Annotated in this window: 14 protein-coding genes; 10 read left to right on the top strand and 4 right to left on the bottom strand. The window is 39.8% G+C overall.

What is annotated here, in order from left to right:
- Window positions 1-23: 23 nt before the first annotated feature.
- The gene (locus tag JNUCC23_RS21495; protein ID WP_403076083.1) at window positions 24-863 is read left to right on the top strand and encodes a lipoate--protein ligase family protein; all 840 of its coding nucleotides are present in this window, start codon (window positions 24-26) and stop codon (window positions 861-863) included.
- Between the two features lie 406 nt (window positions 864-1,269).
- Here the strand turns inward: JNUCC23_RS21495 and JNUCC23_RS21490 are convergent, their stop codons facing one another.
- Window positions 1,270-1,986, bottom strand: coding sequence for an RsfA family transcriptional regulator (locus JNUCC23_RS21490; protein WP_403076080.1), 717 nt, complete (start codon window positions 1,984-1,986; stop codon window positions 1,270-1,272).
- Between the two features lie 657 nt (window positions 1,987-2,643).
- Between JNUCC23_RS21490 and JNUCC23_RS21485 the strand changes: the two genes are divergently transcribed.
- A complete protein-coding gene (locus tag JNUCC23_RS21485; protein WP_403076077.1) occupies window positions 2,644-3,948 on the top strand; it encodes an HD domain-containing protein in 1,305 nt (434 codons plus the stop codon).
- A 110-nt stretch (window positions 3,949-4,058) separates the two neighbouring features.
- Window positions 4,059-4,565 (top strand): YwgA family protein, encoded by a 507-nt coding sequence (locus JNUCC23_RS21480; RefSeq protein WP_062185305.1) that lies wholly within the window; start codon window positions 4,059-4,061, stop codon window positions 4,563-4,565.
- Between the two features lie 107 nt (window positions 4,566-4,672).
- On the opposite strand, the gene JNUCC23_RS21475 is transcribed toward JNUCC23_RS21480, so the two are convergent.
- Window positions 4,673-4,858 (bottom strand): 2-hydroxymuconate tautomerase, encoded by a 186-nt coding sequence (locus tag JNUCC23_RS21475; protein WP_403076074.1) that lies wholly within the window; start codon window positions 4,856-4,858, stop codon window positions 4,673-4,675.
- 390 nt (window positions 4,859-5,248) lie between these two features.
- On the opposite strand from JNUCC23_RS21475, the gene JNUCC23_RS21470 reads away from it, so the two are divergent.
- Entirely contained in the window at window positions 5,249-5,905 is a 657-nt protein-coding gene (locus tag JNUCC23_RS21470; RefSeq protein WP_403076071.1) for a site-2 protease family protein, read from the top strand.
- Between the two features lie 34 nt (window positions 5,906-5,939).
- Entirely contained in the window at window positions 5,940-6,452 is a 513-nt protein-coding gene (locus JNUCC23_RS21465) for a YwhD family protein (RefSeq protein ID WP_403076068.1), read from the top strand.
- 345 nt (window positions 6,453-6,797) lie between these two features.
- On the opposite strand, the gene JNUCC23_RS21460 is transcribed toward JNUCC23_RS21465, so the two are convergent.
- Complete coding sequence (locus JNUCC23_RS21460; protein ID WP_454213513.1) at window positions 6,798-8,864, bottom strand: transglycosylase domain-containing protein; 2,067 nt, start codon at window positions 8,862-8,864, stop codon at window positions 6,798-6,800.
- 509 nt (window positions 8,865-9,373) lie between these two features.
- On the opposite strand from JNUCC23_RS21460, the gene speE reads away from it, so the two are divergent.
- The 4 genes from speE to argS all read left to right on the top strand — a co-directional run bounded on the left by speE (window position 9,374) and on the right by argS (window position 13,768).
- The gene (gene speE, locus JNUCC23_RS21455; protein WP_062185318.1) at window positions 9,374-10,201 is read left to right on the top strand and encodes a spermidine synthase; all 828 of its coding nucleotides are present in this window, start codon (window positions 9,374-9,376) and stop codon (window positions 10,199-10,201) included.
- Between the two features lie 189 nt (window positions 10,202-10,390).
- Window positions 10,391-11,263, top strand: coding sequence for an agmatinase (speB, locus tag JNUCC23_RS21450; protein ID WP_062185320.1), 873 nt, complete (start codon window positions 10,391-10,393; stop codon window positions 11,261-11,263).
- Window positions 11,264-11,653: 390 nt separating this feature from the next.
- Window positions 11,654-12,094 (top strand): DUF1934 domain-containing protein, encoded by a 441-nt coding sequence (locus JNUCC23_RS21445; RefSeq protein ID WP_062185323.1) that lies wholly within the window; start codon window positions 11,654-11,656, stop codon window positions 12,092-12,094.
- Window positions 12,095-12,097: 3 nt separating this feature from the next.
- Entirely contained in the window at window positions 12,098-13,768 is a 1,671-nt protein-coding gene (gene argS / locus JNUCC23_RS21440) for an arginine--tRNA ligase (protein WP_454213510.1), read from the top strand.
- 69 nt (window positions 13,769-13,837) lie between these two features.
- On the opposite strand, the gene cls is transcribed toward argS, so the two are convergent.
- Window positions 13,838-15,040, bottom strand: coding sequence for a cardiolipin synthase (gene cls / locus JNUCC23_RS21435; protein WP_454213509.1), 1,203 nt, complete (start codon window positions 15,038-15,040; stop codon window positions 13,838-13,840).
- 274 nt (window positions 15,041-15,314) lie between these two features.
- On the opposite strand from cls, the gene JNUCC23_RS21430 reads away from it, so the two are divergent.
- Entirely contained in the window at window positions 15,315-17,444 is a 2,130-nt protein-coding gene (locus JNUCC23_RS21430) for a heterodisulfide reductase-related iron-sulfur binding cluster (protein ID WP_403076232.1), read from the top strand.
- Window positions 17,445-17,571 lie beyond the last annotated feature (127 nt).

The following is a 17,571-nucleotide window of genomic DNA, read 5'->3' as shown; positions in this document are numbered from 1 at the left end:
GATGATAAAAAGGAAGCGTTTAAATGAGTGAAAAAGAATCTTTAATCATTCAGCCGGAGTGGAGAATCATCGATCAATCTTCACTTGGCCCCAATTTTCATGCATTACAGTCATTTGCAATGGACGATACATTATGCGCCTCTGTCGGCAGTGGTCGTTCCCAAGCTGTGGCTAGAGCATGGCTGCATCACCAAACGATCGTACTCGGAATTCAAGATACAAGGCTTCCATTCCTTCAAAGTGGAATATCATATTTAAATGCCTTAGGCTATCGGGTCATTGTAAGGAATTCAGGAGGACTTGCTGTTGTTCTTGATGAGGGCGTGCTAAATGTCTCGCTTGTATTTCCGGAAACGGAGCGAAGAATCGAAATCAATCGTGGATATGATGCCATGCTTGACTTGATTCGCACGATGTTCTCCCAATATGGTGTGAACATTGAAGCAAAAGAAATTATCGGATCGTATTGCCCCGGAAGTTATGACCTTAGTATAAATGATAAAAAATTCGCAGGCATTTCCCAGCGGAGAATTCGTAATGGAGTCGCTGTTCAAATCTATTTATGTGTAAATGGAAGTGGATCTGAGCGTGCAGAGCTTATTCGTGGCTTTTATGCTCAAGCAAAAAGAGACGTGGCTACAAAGTTTGCCTATCCTGATATTCAACCAGAAGTGATGGCATCATTATCGGAACTATTACATGTACCATTAACCATCCAGGATGTAATGATGAGTCTATTGCAAACCTTAAAGCAAACAAGTGGAAGCATTTACTCCTCACATCTTCAGCCAGAAGAGCTAGCTATATATGAAGGATATTTAGTGAGAGTGAAAGAACGAAACGACAAGCTAGATGAAGAGTGACATACAAAACCTAAAATGGCGTTAAAAAGCCACCCGTTACTATGAAGGTTCTATCATTAAGCACGCTACACTCGCCTAATCATAATGGTGGCGGTGCGGAGCAGGAGTTCAAGATACTTTCTATAATAAAGTACGGATACCCGCTAAGTAGATTGACTACATTATTAAGTCGCGAAGCACCGTCCCCATATCTTTAATACAAAATAGGATGCAAAAGGGTATGACCAACACTCTATATTCAGTGAATAGTGATGAAAATTTTACCTGAAAGAAGTGAAATAGCTATATGGTCTGTCCCTTTTCCGTAGCATCCTTTTTTATATAAATTATTAAGTTACATTACACGTAAAATATAAACGTGTGTTGCCTACCGTCTCCACAAATACGTATCTATTTAAATGGCTAATTATTCAGCTACTTTTTCCAAATTTCCGTTACGATCCATTTTGAATTTAGTAGCAGGGCGCTCGTCTTCTTCTAAAAGCACGAGTTTTCTAGCGCGGTTCATAATATTCATCAAAGTTTCGTAGTCTTCTTGCATGAGCCCGCTATTTTGCTCAAGTGAATTCATTTGATTTTCTAAGGCGTTATTTCGTTGTCTCAATTCTTTCATTTCGAGCTTTAGTCTTTCATTTTCAGCCCGAAGTAGTTCGGCATGCAGTGTTGAGTCATCCATAGATTGTAAAAATGAGATAACCATGTCTAACGTTAGAGATGAACTTGATTTTGCTATTTCCCTAGTCTGCATGGGGGCTGCTAGTTCTTCTGATAGTTCTACAGATATTTCTGGAGCTATCGTCTTCACGGGTTTAGCAGATAACCCGATTGCATCTGCTGTAGGAGCGGGTGGTGTATAAAGCAGGCGTTTTTTTCCACCTTGTTCTTTTCCTAACATTCGATTTCGCTGTTTGCGTTGTTTTTTTGCCAATTGCAGCGCTTTGTCATATGTATGACGAACGACCGCATTCCAACGAAATCCACAGGCAGCTGACGTACGATTTAACTTATCACCGACTTCTTCAAAAGCATTCAATTGAGTGCTGCCTTCACGCACATGCCGCAGCACAGTCTCAGCAAGTAACAAATCATCTTCTTCTGTCCAAGCATCTTGACGAACCTTCATCCTAATCTACTTCCTTTCTGGTAACATGTAAAATTGGTAACATATTAATACAGTTTATAGAAATTTGATTACCTCTTATTAACATCATTATTACCAAGGATTAGGTAATTTATTCATCGAACTTAAAAGGATACTAGTTTTTTTCCGGTGTATAAAGATGATTGGAGTCTGCTTTTATGTAAAACTCAATTTCTGGATAAATTGTCACTGAATGTACGCTTTTAGAACTGCAGATGGACATGTTAAAATACCTACTAGTGCGTGTTAAAAAGGATGAACGTCTCTCTTTTTTTTAGGAAAGGTTTCAGGCTATGATTTGCGAGGAACTTGAATGGAAATAAAATTTTTCATAAAAATTGAGGAATAGACAAAAGATATCTATTCATACCATCTCTATCCTCCGCTGCAATTAAATAAAAGATTACTCAAAATCTAGTGCATAATTCTATAGAATGGGTAACGGAACGAAGCATGGGCCTCTTTTTTTACCCAAAAGGTTTTAAAGGAAAAGAGCGGGATATGTAGGACTTCGAGTTTTTCAATCGTGGAAAATAGGACATATAGGATTTTTTTTAAAAGACAAGCTATAATAATAGAATCAGAAAGCAAAAGCGCTTGCGCTAGACACAAAAATTCATGTAAAAAAGAGGGTAGTCCATGAAATATTCCCGTGAAAAGCTTAGTGAAGAGAAAGTATTTAAAGATCCCGTTCACCGCTATATACACGTGCGGGACAGGGCGATTTGGGATTTAATCAGTACAAAGGAGTTCCAAAGATTGCGCAGAGTGAAACAGCTCGGCACAACCTATTTAACTTTTCATGGTGCAGAGCATAGCCGCCTCAATCACTCGCTTGGTGTGTATGAAATCGTGCGCCGAATTGTCGATGATGTGTTTGAAGGAAGACCTGAATGGAACCAAGAGGAGAGGCTTCTTTCCTTATGTGCTGCTTTGCTTCATGATTTAGGTCATGGTCCATTTTCTCACGCATTTGAAAAGGTATTCGATTTGGATCATGAGGAATTTACGAGAGAGATTATTCTCGGGCATACAGAAGTGAATGCTGTCCTTCGCAGAATTGGCGCTGATTTCCCAAAGAAAGTTTCGGATGTTATTGCGAAGACATATGAAGATAAGCTGGTCGTGAGTCTGATTTCGAGCCAAATAGATGCAGACCGGATGGATTATTTGCAACGGGATGCTTATTTTACCGGAGTTAGCTACGGTCATTTTGATATGGAACGGATTATGCGTGTGATGCGCCCACGTGAAGATCAAGTAGTGATTAAACAAAGTGGGATGCATGCAGTGGAAGATTATATTATGAGTCGTTATCAAATGTACTGGCAGGTTTACTTTCACCCCGTATCGCGAAGTGCTGAAGTCATTTTGACGAAAATTCTACATAGAGCGAAGCATTTATATGTTGCGGGTTATACGTTTAAACAGGAACCAGTCCATTTCCGTTCCCTGTTCGATGGGAATGTAACAGTAGAGGATTATCTGAAATTAGATGAAGCGGTCATTCTTTATTATTTCCAAGTTTGGGAAGCGGAAGAAGATGGCATATTGCGGGACTTGTGCCTTCGCTTTATGAATCGTAAACTATTTAAATATGTCGAATTTCATCCATCCAATGACGAAATGAACAAACTGATGGAGTTGAACCGTTTATTTAAAAAGGCAGGCATTGATCCGGAGTATTATCTTGTCGTCGATTCCTCTTCTGATTTGCCTTATGATTTCTACCGTCCGGGTGAAGAGGAAGAACGTTTGCCAATTCATTTGTTGAAAAATAATGGCGAGATCAGGGAGTTGTCCCGTGAATCAGAAATTGTTGATGCGATTTCTGGTAAAAGAAGAACGGACCATAAATTATATTTCCCTGCCGATTTATTGCGCGATGAATCAACGAAGAAGAACGTGAAGCGGCAAATCCGTGAGCTGCTTGAATTGTCATAACTTTATAGTGCGTGTTCAAAAAGGAGCCGAGAAGTTCGCAAGCTTTTTTCCCGGACGTTTTGAACAACCTATTATAGCAAAGGAACATTTAGAATGAGGAGTGATGAGCCTTGTTTAAGGATCATGCCAAGATTATTCATGCCATTTCTTCTGCAGGTGAAATAAATGGAAGAAAAAAACTACAGAAAATGCTTTATATTGCCAAGAAGCTTTCCTTTCCGTTTCAGGAGAAGTATCAATTTCACTTTTACGGCCCTTATTCAGAAGAGCTAACATTACGAGTTGAGGAATTATGTGAAATGGGGTATTTGAATGAAGTAAGGGAAAAGAAAGCAGGCTACTATCAATATTGTTATTCGATAACAGATTCAGGAAGAAGTTTCCTTTCAATGCATGAAATGGACATGCCTACATTAGAGCCATGTCTCTGTGACATGAATGAGCAAAATGCACGCTTTTTGGAACTTGTTTCGACTGTGCTTTATTTTGATACACTTGAAAAGGATGAAGTAACGGAGAAAGTATTTACTTTGAAAAGTAAGCAAAAGTACACGCATGAAGAAATTGACGAAGCATATGAATATATTAGAAGATTAAAGGAAAAGGCTAAGCTTTAATTAAGCTTAGCCTTTATAGTGATAAGAAGGTTTTTCTAAAATAGGATGTTCAAAAAGTTATTGATATGTAGCATTAGTAGCCTACCTACTAAATGCCATCCATGTTCTTATTTATCACTAAAGCGGACACCATTTTGTGCGTAATGATTTTTCGACATTTCTTCGATGAAAATTGTTACACTTTCAGTTGACGCACCAGTTGTTTCTGAAACAGCAATCGTCACTTTTTCCACGAGTGCTTTCTTTTGTTCCTCAGTACGTCCTTCAAGCATTTTTACAGTTACATATGGCATAGTATAGCCCTCCAATCTTTATGCTTTTAGTGTTCCATATTGGTGTGATAATTGCAAGAAAATTTAGAAACAAAAGGCTCGTTAAGCTGAAATGAGTTTATTATATTTTCCGTTATCCCGGTTTAACAGGTTGTAATACCCCCACCTAAATTTTTGCGTGAGAATTAAGGTGGGGGATAACAGCCTGTAAGTCCCCGATTAGTTGAACCAATCGGGTTCGTACTGTCGATTGATCGAAGCAAAAGCGAAGGCCTTAGCGACAGTAGAACGGGACTAACCATCAGTGGGGATGAAAAAACCCACTGATGGAAGTTTCACTTTATCCAACTCTTTTTCATATTTGATAATATGCTGTATACTAATGGGTATTAAACAATGGAGGAAAATAGTTTGGAACGATTTTTAGCATATCCACTTGAAGAGATTCCCTATGTCATTGTCTCTCTGCTGATAGCGTTTACGGTGCATGAATTTGCTCACGCCTTTGTAGCCTATAAATTTGGAGATTCGACCGCCCAGAAAGAAGGAAGGCTGACATTAAACCCTGTTGCCCATATCGACCCATTGGGAACCTTACTTATCCTTATTGTCGGCTTCGGTTGGGCGCGTCCGGTTCCGGTGAATCGATTTTACTTTAAAAGGCCACGTCTAGCAGGGGTTCTTGTGTCCTTTGCAGGGCCATTCAGCAATTTCCTGATTGCGACGGTTGGCTATTTCATTTTATTTGGGCTGTATGCCTTAGGACTTGAACCGAATACACCATTTTTCATTGTGGACTTTTTGGAAATGCTGATCAATTTAAATATTGTCCTGTTTGTATTCAACTTACTTCCATTGCCACCACTTGACGGATACCGGATTATTCAGGATCTTGTTTCATCAGACATGAGGGCAAAAATGGCGCAATATGAAAACTATGGGGCATTGATCTTTTTAATCTTGGTGATAACCCCATTAGGCGATTATACGATCAGCCCCGTTCTTACGACCCTTATTCCGTTTGTTTTGCAGAGCATGAGCGAATTCTTTTCATTATTATTCTTTTAAAGAGATACTGTATAAATGAGGAGGTATGAACCAGATGACAGAACAACCAAAGAAGAAGTTAGGATTTAATATTATTAAAAATGACCCGACAGAAGGACATGGCGGATTTGGTGCTGGTGTTATGACACTTGATAATATCGCGCCAGTCATCATTGACATAGAAGAAGGAACCGCAGAAGTAGATATTGGGGCTATGCATGCGAGAAGTACGGTAGAGCGAGGAATTAAATTCTTGAAAACAAAAGAAGAGGTTCCGAACGGCAAACCGTACTGGCTCGTCTGGGTAACCATTGAAACGACTCAAGAAGGTCCTCTGTATGCTGGCGTTACGGCATGCGAAATGACGGTGGACCGCGCCATTCGCCGAGGATATAAATCACTTCCACAGCATGTGAACTATATGGATAAATCGATGAAACGGCATATTATTGTCGAGCATATGGATGAAAAATCAAAAGGTATTTTAGCGGAATTTTTGAAAAACCATAATGCCCAGATGTGGGAACATTCATCTGTTGAATTAAAACAAGGGCTTCACGCGGAATAAAGTGAAACTTCCCTCAGTGGGTTTTTTTCATCGCCCACTGAGGGTTAGTTGAACCAATCGGGGATTTACAGGCTGTTTATCCCCCACCTATTTATTTCTTGATTCTCTCGCAAAAATTGAGGTGGGGGTATTACAGCCTGTTAAACCGGGATAAATGTAGTCAATCTCTTTTTAAAACGAATCTGGCTCTTGTCGAAATTGAAAAAAATAGGTAAACTAAGACTGGGTAAAACCACTATAGCTAGGACACGAAAAACCTCGATGCCATTTTGGCTTCGAGGTTTTTTGAATGATACATCTCATAGTAACTGGTGGCGTCTTAACGCCATTTAAGGCTTTGTTTGCTTATTCCCCAAATCTTAAGATCCGTTTATACCAAGGTTTTTTCTTTTCCGATGGTGTGGATTCTTCTAACGGTTCACTGTCCTTGCCGTGACCCGGACAGAATTCTTTCGGTTCTGTGCCAGAAGCGAAGTATGTTAACCGAGCGACAGGACAATCAGAAGTGGCAAGCTTGCCGCTTTTCGGGTCAATGTAGACGCCGGTGACTTGATTGGTTTCTTTGAATTCGTGCACAGGCTGATTGCTTAAGCTATTCTCCATGAAATCAGCCCAGATTCGTTTGGCGTAGCCTTTCTCGACAGGCTTCTCAAGCTTATTTTCTTTATCATAGCCGATCCATACCCCTGAAACGAGCTGTGGCGTATAGCCGATCATCCAGCTATCTGTACTCGTACTGCCTGACTTCCCTGCGTAAGGGCGTGTCAGCTTGGAACGAATTGAATTGCCTGTCACTTTCGTATAACCATTCAACTTTTCATCGAACACACCTGTTAACATTTGGGTCATGACAAAGGTCTGATCAGGATCAAGCACTTGTTCAGCAACATCCTGCTGTTCAAAAATAACCTCTCCTTTGGCATTTTCCACTTTTTTAATAAAAATAGGTGTTACCCTTTTACCGCCATTTGCCAAAATGCCGTAAGCGTTCACCATTTCAATCGCTCTTATCCCAGACGTACCAAGAGCAAGCGAAGGAACACTTTTCATATCGGACGTGATGCCGAAGCGATGGATTGTATGAATGAAGGAATCCAAGCCGAGATAAAAGAGGGACTTCACAGCATAGATATTATCGGAAAGAGCAATCGCCTGGGCAAGTGTAATTTCATCATTGGCATATTGATGATTATAGTTACTAGGCGAGTAGGTTGTTTGATCATGATCATATTTAAACGTTGTCTTTTCACTTTTCAACATGGTTGACGGCGTATAGCCATTTTCTAAGGCTGCATAATATAGTAAAGGTTTAATCGTGGAGCCTGGTTGTCTGACCGCTTGAGTCGCTCTATTAAAGGGGGAAGTCTGATAATCTCTGCCCCCGACAAGTGCCTGTACTGCACCCGTTTTTGGATTCATCGCGACAAGTGCACCTTGAATGGTTGATTCTGTACTCATTATGGTAGCGAATGATTTTTCTGCGATTTGCTGTTGACGCTCATTTAAGGTTGTATACACGCGCAGGCCCCCGAGCTCAATGGTCCGTTCATCAAGCTGGAGCTGTGATTTTAAAGCTTGTTTTACAGCGTCCTGAAAATATGGAGCCGTTTGTGTTTGAATAATTAGATGCTTTCCTTTGAATAGGAGTGGGCTACTACTTGCTCGAGTCGCCTGATTATTCGTAATAAACTTCTGTTTAATCATTGATGCAAGAATAATCTGTTGTCTTTTTTTAGCTCGATCAAAGTTTTTTAAAGGTGAATAGCGTGTCGGTCCTTTGGGAATGCCTGCAAGCATACTTGCTTCCGCGAGCGATAAATCCTTTGCATTTTTACCAAAATAATATTGGCTAGCAGCTTGGACACCATATGCACCATGGCCATAGTAGATTGTGTTCAAATAGCCTTCAAGAATTTCCTTTTTTGAATAATTCAATTCAAGGCGGATTGTATAAAATGCTTCGTTTAATTTCCGGCTCCACGTTTTGTCATTTTCTAGGAACAAACTTCGTGCATATTGCTGTGTGATGGTGCTTGCTCCTTGAACTTTGGACATGGCGCGAATATCAGCAACTACTGCACCAGCAATCCGTTTAAGGTCGAAGCCGTGATGGGAATAGAAATGTTGGTCCTCGATAGCAATTGTCGCGTCGATTAAATCAGGAGAGATGCCTGAAAGCCCCTCCCAATATCGTTTCTGTCCATGGCTACTTTCGCCGATGACCCGATTATTATCACTGTAATAAATGGTAGACTGGGGAACTGCAATCGGCGGTGGCCCAAGAATTTTGGCATAAATTAATATGGAAAAAAGAAATAAAAATAGCAAAAGAAAAGCCATTGCAGAAATCACAATAATCGCCCGGATATACTTACGTGTTTGTTTAAAGCGTTGCCCTGTAATAAGTTCCAATAGTTACACCTCCTTAATTTTTACTTGCTGAAATTTCCTTTATGTAACAGTATGAAAAAAAAAAGCATATTTTAAACATGCTCAATGACTAAAACAGAAATTCCGCTTGCATTTCTGCTAGATTGGTCTATACTTTTTTCTAGCAAATAAGAAAAAAAGTCACCAGTCCTTGGCTACAAAAACTAGTGACTCTAACATAAACTTATGACCTGAGCGTAACAGGAATAAGGTTAGACACATAGAACTGTTAAAACAATATTTTAAGAAAAAGCATATCCCGTAATACTAGTGCGTGTTCAAAAAGGAGGATAAAAAGAGTCGGAAAGTTCGAGAAGCGCATCTCGAGAGGACCGAAGAGACAGAGCTTTGATGCAATTCGACAGCTATTTTTACCGGTTTTTTTGAACAACCTCTACTAGTGATAGTCACAGGATTGCTTATTTTTGATGAGTAGCTTCAGAAGGTCACGGGAATGATGAATGAAAAAGCATAGAAGGGAAGTAAAATACATGAGCATTTGGTTTACTGAGAAACAAACGGAGAATTTCGGCATTACGATGAAAGTAAATCGTACACTACATACAGAACAAACAGAATTTCAAAAGCTTGATATGATTGAAACGGAAGAATGGGGCAATATGCTTTTACTTGATGATATGGTCATGACATCTGAACGTGACGAGTTTGTTTATCATGAAATGGTGGCTCATATTCCATTATTTACACATCCTAACCCAGAGAATGTTTTAGTAGTAGGTGGGGGAGACGGCGGCGTTATCCGTGAAATATTAAAGCATCCAAGCGTGAAGAAAGCGACACTCGTTGATATCGATGGAAAAGTTATTGAGTATTCTAAGAAGTTCTTACCAAGTATTGCTGGGATGCTTGAGGATCCGCGTGTGGATGTTCAAGTTGGAGATGGCTTCATGCATATCGCCCAAAGTGAAAATGAATACGATGTAATTATGGTGGACTCTACAGAACCTGTTGGCCCGGCTGTAAATTTATTTACAAAAGGATTTTACGCAGGTATTTCTAAAGCTTTAAAAGAAGATGGAATCTTTGTTGCTCAATCGGACAACCCATGGTTTAAAGCAGATTTAATTCGCGACGTTCAACGTGATGTGAAAGAAATATTCCCAATTACGAACTTGTATGTGGCAAATATTCCAACTTATCCGAGTGGCCTTTGGGCATTCACAATCGGCTCTAAAAAATACAACCCACTTGAAGTGTCAGAAGATCGTTTCCATGAAATAGAAACAAAATACTACACTAAAGAACTTCACAAAGCAGCGTTCGTACTGCCTAAATTTGTTCAAGACTTAATAAAGTAATAAGAAAAGCGGAAGCGCCTTGCTCAGCCCTGACAAGCATAAGCCAAGCAAGCTGTGGGGAGTGGGTTTCTCCCCATCAGATTGCTTGGCTTATGACCTCGAAGGGCTAGGCGCTGTAGCTAGACAATAAGAAAAGCGGAAGCGCCTTGTTCGCTTGCGTTAGATCATAACAAAAATGGAGGCACAGCTATGCGTTTTGATGAAGCTTATTCAGGAAATGTTTTTATAAAGAGTCACCCAAATTATGAAGAGTCCAAAGCTGTGCTTTACGGCATGCCGATGGATTGGACCGTAAGCTTTCGCCCGGGTTCACGATTCGGCCCGACGCGTATACGTGAAGTATCTATTGGACTTGAAGAATACAGCTTATATTTAGATCGTGAATTAGAAGACGTGAAATTTTTTGATGCCGGTGATATTCCATTGCCTTTTGGTAATCCAGAACGCAGTGTTGCGATGATTGAAGAGTTTGTTGATAAAGTGCTCGCAGATGGTAAGGTACCTATCGGAATGGGCGGAGAGCATCTTGTAACATGGCCAATTATTAAGGCAATGCACAAGAAATATCCAGACATGGCGATCATTCATATGGATGCTCATACCGATCTACGTGAGGACTATGAGGGTGAGCCACTTTCTCATGCAACAATTATTCGTAAATCGGCTGAATTGATTGGTCCAAGTAATGTGTACTCATTCGGCATTCGCTCCGGTTTAAAAGAAGAATTTCAATGGGCAAAAGAAAATGGTATGAAAATTGCTCCATTCGAGGTATTAGAGCCATTAAAGCAGGTGTTGCCTGAGCTTGTTGGTCGTCCAGTTTATGTCACAATTGACATTGATGTTCTTGATCCAGCGCACGCACCAGGAACGGGGACAGTAGATTGTGGCGGGATAACAGCTAAAGAGTTGTTGGCATCGATTCATGAAATTGCCCATTCAGAGCTCCAAGTGGTAGGTTGCGATTTAGTGGAAGTAGCACCTATTTATGACCCTTCTGAGCAAACAGTGAACACAGCTAGCAAGCTTATTCGCGAAATGATTCTCGGTTGGATAAAATAATCGTAGAGGATGACAATTTTGTCATCCTCTTTTTTTAGTGTAAAATTGAAAAAATATGAGATCTGTAGATATATCCGTCCTGTGGATTTTAAAATAGATCAATTGTCTGTTATAAAGGAATAGACAAGGAGTGGTTAACTTATTCTTGAGATCCACCGAATAAAATGTAAAGTAATTTAGAGCTAAATAAGCCACCCTCTAAACTAGTTCTTGCCGTTTTAAAGCGATATTGTTTCTTCTGCAGGTTGAATCTTTTTGAAAGAGTATTTATACTTAAAAGGTTATTAGTGCGTGTTCAAAAAGGAGGATAAAAAGAGCTAAGAAATTCGCAAGCTTTTTTACCGGCCTTTTTTTACAACCTCTATTAGGTACTGAAGGATGTGTAGAAAATTGGCACTTCATGATCTGGAAAAGCAATCAGTGAAAGTGACACTTAAAATGAAAATTACTGTTGGTTCTGAAACCGAGGCGTATGAGTTGATAACCTTTGGGACAAAATTTCAAAAAAACTCCTCGTTCTATTTACAGTATGCTGAGGAAAATGAAGCGGGGAAAGTTCAGACAACCGTTAAAAATAAAGATAATGAAATACTGCTTCTCCGGAATGGAGCGATTAAGATGCGTCAGCTTTTCCGCGTGGGAGAAATGACAAAGGGCCATTACGAAAGCATGTATGGCATGCTGGCACTGGTTACAAAAACAAAATACGCCCATCATCAATGGAATGACATGGCGAAGGAAGGTCGTTTTGATATTTCCTACCAAATGCAGATGCAAGGGGCAGAGCCGGGTCAATATGAAATGACATTAACATATAAGGAGGAAGCATAATCAATGAATATCGTGCAGCAAGTTCAAGAAAAACTAAAGCAAGAAATAAAGGATGCAGTAATAAAAGCAGGGCTAGCTACAAAAGAGGAAATTCCCAATGTCGTATTAGAGCTTCCGAAAGATAAAACACATGGCGATTATTCAACAAATATGGCGATGCAACTTGCCCGTGTAGCAAAAAAGGCACCTCGTGCAATCGCGGAAAGTTTAATTGAAAACTTCGACCGTAATAAAGCTTCGATTGAAAAAATTGAAATTGCTGGACCTGGTTTTATCAATTTTTATATGGATAATCAATATTTGACCGAATTAATTCCGGTCATTTTAGAAGCCGGAGATTCATATGGTGAGAGTGACTTCGGAAAAAAACAAAAGGTCCAGGTTGAGTTTGTTTCTGCTAATCCGACGGGGGACCTTCATTTGGGACATGCACGTGGAGCTGCAGTAGGGGATACCTTATGTAATGTCCTAGCAAAAGCAGGCTATGATGTTTCACGTGAATACTATATCAATGATGCCGGTAATCAAATTAATAACCTTGCATTATCTGTAGAGGCACGCTATTTCCAAGCTCTAGGTCTTGAAAAAGAAATGCCACAAGATGGCTATCATGGAGCAGATATTATTGGAATCGGCAAAGAACTTGCTGAGGAGTTCGGTGATCAGTACGTAACAGTGGATGAAAGCGTACGTTTTGACTTTTTCCGTGACTACGGCTTGAAATATGAAATGGAAAAATTAAAAACGGACTTAGAAAATTTCCGTGTGCGCTTTGATGTATGGTATTCCGAAACGTCATTGTATAAGAATGGGAAAATTGATGAAGGTCTTGCTGCGTTGAAAGAAAGAGGCCATATCTACGAAGAAGATGGAGCTACATGGTTCCGTTCAACAGAATTAGGTGACGATAAAGATCGTGTTCTTATTAAACAGGATGGTTCTTACACATACTTAACACCAGATATTGCGTATCACCGCGATAAGTTAGAACGTGGCTTTGAGCAACTGATTAATATTTGGGGAGCTGACCATCACGGATATATTCCGCGTATGAAAGCGGCGATCGAAGCTTTAGGCTACCGTCGTGACCAATTAGAAGTAGAAATTATTCAGCTTGTCCATTTATATAAAGATGGCGAGAAAATGAAAATGAGTAAGCGGACTGGAAAAGCGGTAACAATGCGCGACCTGATTGATGAAGTAGGTCTTGATGCAACACGTTATTTCTTTGCGATGAGAAGTGCGGATACACATATGGACTTTGACTTGGATTTAGCCGTTTCACAATCCAATGACAATCCTGTTTATTATGCACAATACGCACATGCACGTATTTCTAGCATTTTGCGTCAAGGAGAGGAGCAAGGAATCAGCTTAGACCAATCAGCAGATTTCTCACTACTGTCTACAGAAAAAGAGATTGAACTTTTGAAAAAGCTTGGTGAATTCCCTCAAGCCATTGCTGAAGCAGCTGAAAAACGGATGCCGCATCGAATGACGAATTACATCTTTGATCTAGCTTCTGTATTTCACAGCTTCTACAATGCCGACAAAGTTTTAGATGTGGAGCATACTGATCGTAGTAAAGCACGTTTAGCACTCGCTAAATCTGTGCAAATTACACTGAAAAACGCACTTGCTTTGATTGGCGTATCTGCACCAGAGAAAATGTAAAGAAAAAATGAAAGAGGATGGCCCCGAGCCATCCTCTTTTCATGAGAAATCCTTTCTTCCTTCAAAAACTTATAAAAAGGGTGAAATCGTATAGGCAATCCGTTCTTTGATTAATTGCACCAAAGTCGGACGGGTTAGCGTACGTTCTGCTAGCGTTGTTGAATTCGATATGTCATCCTGTATTTTCTTTGCCACTTCAGCTAAAAATGACGGATCATAGATCAGACAATTGACTTCATGGTTTAAAAACAAACTGCGTTTATCGAAATTTGCCGTGCCAATATCACAAAGATGATCATCAATAAATAAGACTTTTGAATGGTAAAACCCATTTTGGAACTGTAAGACGTGAGCCCCTTCTTTTATCAGAATTCGAAAATAACGATAGGCGGCTTCTTTCACGAATAGATGGTCGGAAACAAAGGGAACAATGATGGTTAGTTTGATGCCTTTTCGTAGCACTTTCCTCAGTTCTTCAAGCAATGTAATGCTCGGGATGAAATAAGGCGTACCAATAATAATTTCATGTTTCGCTTTGTGAATAAAGCGTGTAAATGTTTCTTCCAATCCAAACCCTTCAGTTGGAACGATCATATGTTGCATGGTGCCAGGTTGCTGCTGTGGGAAATAATGATCACTTTTCCGGTAATCTTCCTTTGTAGCTGTGTACCAGTCTGTTAGAAACTCATATTGTAAATCTTGAATGGATTCACCAGTCATTTTAAGATGATAGTCTCTCCAAGGACACAACTTAGGGTCTTGATTGATATATTCTTTCCCAATATTTAAACCACCTAAATAACCAATCTCACCATCAATGACAGTGATCTTCCGATGATTTCGTTTTTGAGAGGTATAGAAAAGGTATGGCAACTTTGGTGTAAAACTAAAAGAAAAGCGGACGCCGTGCTTTTTTAGTTCTTTTACCATTCGCTTTGAAATAGTTCTACTTCCCATCCAGTCTATTAAAAGCCTTACCTCAACTCCGCTTTTTGCCTTATGCATCAATACGTCCAAGAAATGTTGGCTAAACTGATCATTTTTTATAATGTAAAAAAGCACATGAACATGTTTGGTGGCTTGATGAATATCTCTGAATAATTCTGCAAATAAATCAGTTCCATCTGTATAAAGCCTTAAGTCTCCTCGGCGTTTTGGATATACTCGATTGTGGTTGTTTTGCATATGATGCTTTTGTCCTCGTCTAAAATCAATTCTTAGCCAACAGAGGACAAATAACAGTAACAGTAAAAGAACGATAACAATTTTCAAAGCATATTCTCTCCTCAAATGTGGCAAGTCTCGTCTCATTAGTTTACGCATAATTTCCATTTATACTCATTGAATAAGCCTAATGAAATGAATAGAATTTTTCATAAATAGGGAAGGTGATTATAATAATCGGAAAATTCATAATTTATAAATTAAAATCATTGACTGAATGGTCATTCATTATATAATGGAGGTAATCTATTACAAAATATGGGCAGATGTATTCTACATATTAAAATCGGCAATTCACCAGAAGGGGGTTATATCTGTGGAAATGAATGGTTTACTCTGGTTAAACTTAGTCGCGACAGTAATTGTAATCATTTACTCGGTGAGCCTTTTTGCTTATTTACTTAGAACGAGAACAGCTTATGTGAAGCTTGGGGGAAAAGTAGAATTCGATAACCGTGTTAAAGAGCGGCTATTGAATATTTGGGTATATGTATTTAAACAGAAGAAATTATTGAAGGATAAAAAAAGCGGTACGATTCATGTCATGCTTTTTTATGGGTTTATTTTAGTGCAATTTGGCGCAATCGACTTTATTATCAAAGGTTTGAAACCGGGTTGGCATTTACCTTTTGGCCCAGTCTATCCTGCCTTTACATTCTTTCAGGAAATGGTCACATTAACCGTACTTGTCGCGATCATTTGGGCATTTTACCGCCGTTATATCGAGAAACTTGTACGCCTAAAACGTGACTTCAAGGCAATGCTCGTCATCCTTTTTATTGGCGGCATTATGGCTACTGTGTTAATAGGTAATGGAATGGCGATGGTCTGGAACGAGCATGAAGCTACTTGGTCAGAGCCAGTCGCTTCAGCAGTTGCATTCCTATTCAGTTGGATAGGACCACAAGCCGCAACGGTAGGCTTTTACATGGCATGGTGGCTACATTTGCTAATTATATTGACCTTCCTTGTTTATATCCCACAATCTAAACATGCACATTTAATTGCAGGACCTGTGAATGTTTTCTTTATGCGCTTAACGAACCCTGGGAAGCTTGCATCCATTAATTTTGAAGAAGAATCAGAGGAAGGTGAAGCAGAGGTCTATTACGGAGCTCGGAAGATTGAAGATTTTACGCAGTACCAACTTACTGATTTATATGCTTGTGTGGAATGTGGCCGTTGTACGAATATGTGCCCAGCATCTGGAACAGGAAAAATGCTTTCGCCAATGGATCTTATCGTGAAAATGCGTGATCACTTAACCAATACTGGAGCTGCGATTACAGGCAAGCAGCCATGGGTGCCGACATTTGTTTTTGGGCAAACAGAAGGAAATCAGATTGCGATTGCATCAAGAACAGCGGGAGCACAAGAAACAGCAGCAACTGCTGAAACATACAGTAAGAGCTTGATTGGCGAAGTAATTACGGAAGAAGAGCTTTGGGCTTGTACAACTTGTCGGAACTGTGAAGACCAATGTCCAGTATTAAACGAGCATGTCGATAAAATTATTGATATGAGGCGTTATCTTGTCTTAACAGAAGGAAAAGTGGATCCAGACGCGAAACGTGCTATGACAAACATTGAACGCCAAGGAAATCCTTGGGGCTTAAACAGGAAAGAAAGAGAAGACTGGAGAGAGCAACGCGCTGATGTCTACATTCCAACTGTAAAGGAATTGAAGAAAGCAGACGAAGAATTCGAATACTTATTCTGGGTCGGTTCCATGGGGTCTTATGATAACCGCAGCCAAAAAATCGCCTTATCCTTTGCCAAGTTACTGAATGAAGCTGGTGTGAAATTTGCGATTCTTGGCAACAAAGAGAAGAATTCAGGGGATACGCCACGCCGTTTAGGAAATGAATTTGTTTTTCAAGAGCTTGCAACGAAAAACATTGAAGAGTTTGAGAAACATAATGTGAGGAAAATCATCACAATTGACCCACACGCCTATAATATTTTCAAAAATGAATATCCTGATTTCGGATTGGACGCAGAAGTGTATCATCATACAGAACTGCTTGCCAAGCTTGTAAAAGAAGGGAAACTTGTGCCGAAGCACCCGGTTCATGAGAAGGTAACTTTCCACGATTCTTGTTATTTAGGCCGCTACAATGCAGTGTATGACCCACCGCGGGAGATTTTAAAATCAATCCCTGGCGTTACCCTTGTTGAAATTGAAAGGAGTCGAGAAAACGGGATGTGTTGTGGAGCAGGCGGCGGCTTGATGTGGATGGAAGAAGAAACCGGACACCGGATCAATATCGCCCGAACAGAGCAAGCGCTCGCTGTAAAACCATCCGTGATCAGCTCAGGCTGTCCATACTGCTTAACGATGCTTTCAGATGGAACGAAGGCGAAAGAAGTAGAAGAGGATGTAAAAACCTATGATGTAGCGGAATTACTGGAACGATCAGTCATAGGGAATCAGCAAATGGTAGTTTCATAATATAAACCTTTATAAAGCAGTGTTATCTACTGCTTAGAGCTGCAAACTTATTGAGCGCGCGTAATTTTTTATCTTAGTTTAAGGTAACCACCTACATCAATTTTGGTTTAGATAATCAAGAAATAAA

It is taken from the genome of Peribacillus sp. JNUCC 23, from assembly GCF_053653995.1.
This window is presented reverse-complemented; position numbering and strand designations above follow the sequence as displayed.

Excerpts from the sequence above, each read along its gene's own strand:
- JNUCC23_RS21430 (WP_403076232.1), top strand. The coding sequence starts at position 15,315 with ATGAATGGTTTACTCTGGTTAAACTTAGTCGCGACAGTAATTGTAATC.
- JNUCC23_RS21495 (WP_403076083.1), top strand. The coding sequence starts at position 24 with ATGAGTGAAAAAGAATCTTTAATCATTCAGCCGGAGTGGAGAATCATC.
- JNUCC23_RS21490 (WP_403076080.1), bottom strand. The coding sequence starts at position 1,986 with ATGAAGGTTCGTCAAGATGCTTGGACAGAAGAAGATGATTTGTTACTT.
- speB (WP_062185320.1), top strand. The coding sequence starts at position 10,391 with ATGCGTTTTGATGAAGCTTATTCAGGAAATGTTTTTATAAAGAGTCAC.
- speE (WP_062185318.1), top strand. The coding sequence starts at position 9,374 with ATGAGCATTTGGTTTACTGAGAAACAAACGGAGAATTTCGGCATTACG.
- argS (WP_454213510.1), top strand. The coding sequence starts at position 12,098 with ATGAATATCGTGCAGCAAGTTCAAGAAAAACTAAAGCAAGAAATAAAG.
- JNUCC23_RS21485 (WP_403076077.1), top strand. The coding sequence starts at position 2,644 with ATGAAATATTCCCGTGAAAAGCTTAGTGAAGAGAAAGTATTTAAAGAT.
- JNUCC23_RS21465 (WP_403076068.1), top strand. The coding sequence starts at position 5,940 with ATGACAGAACAACCAAAGAAGAAGTTAGGATTTAATATTATTAAAAAT.
- JNUCC23_RS21475 (WP_403076074.1), bottom strand. The coding sequence starts at position 4,858 with ATGCCATATGTAACTGTAAAAATGCTTGAAGGACGTACTGAGGAACAA.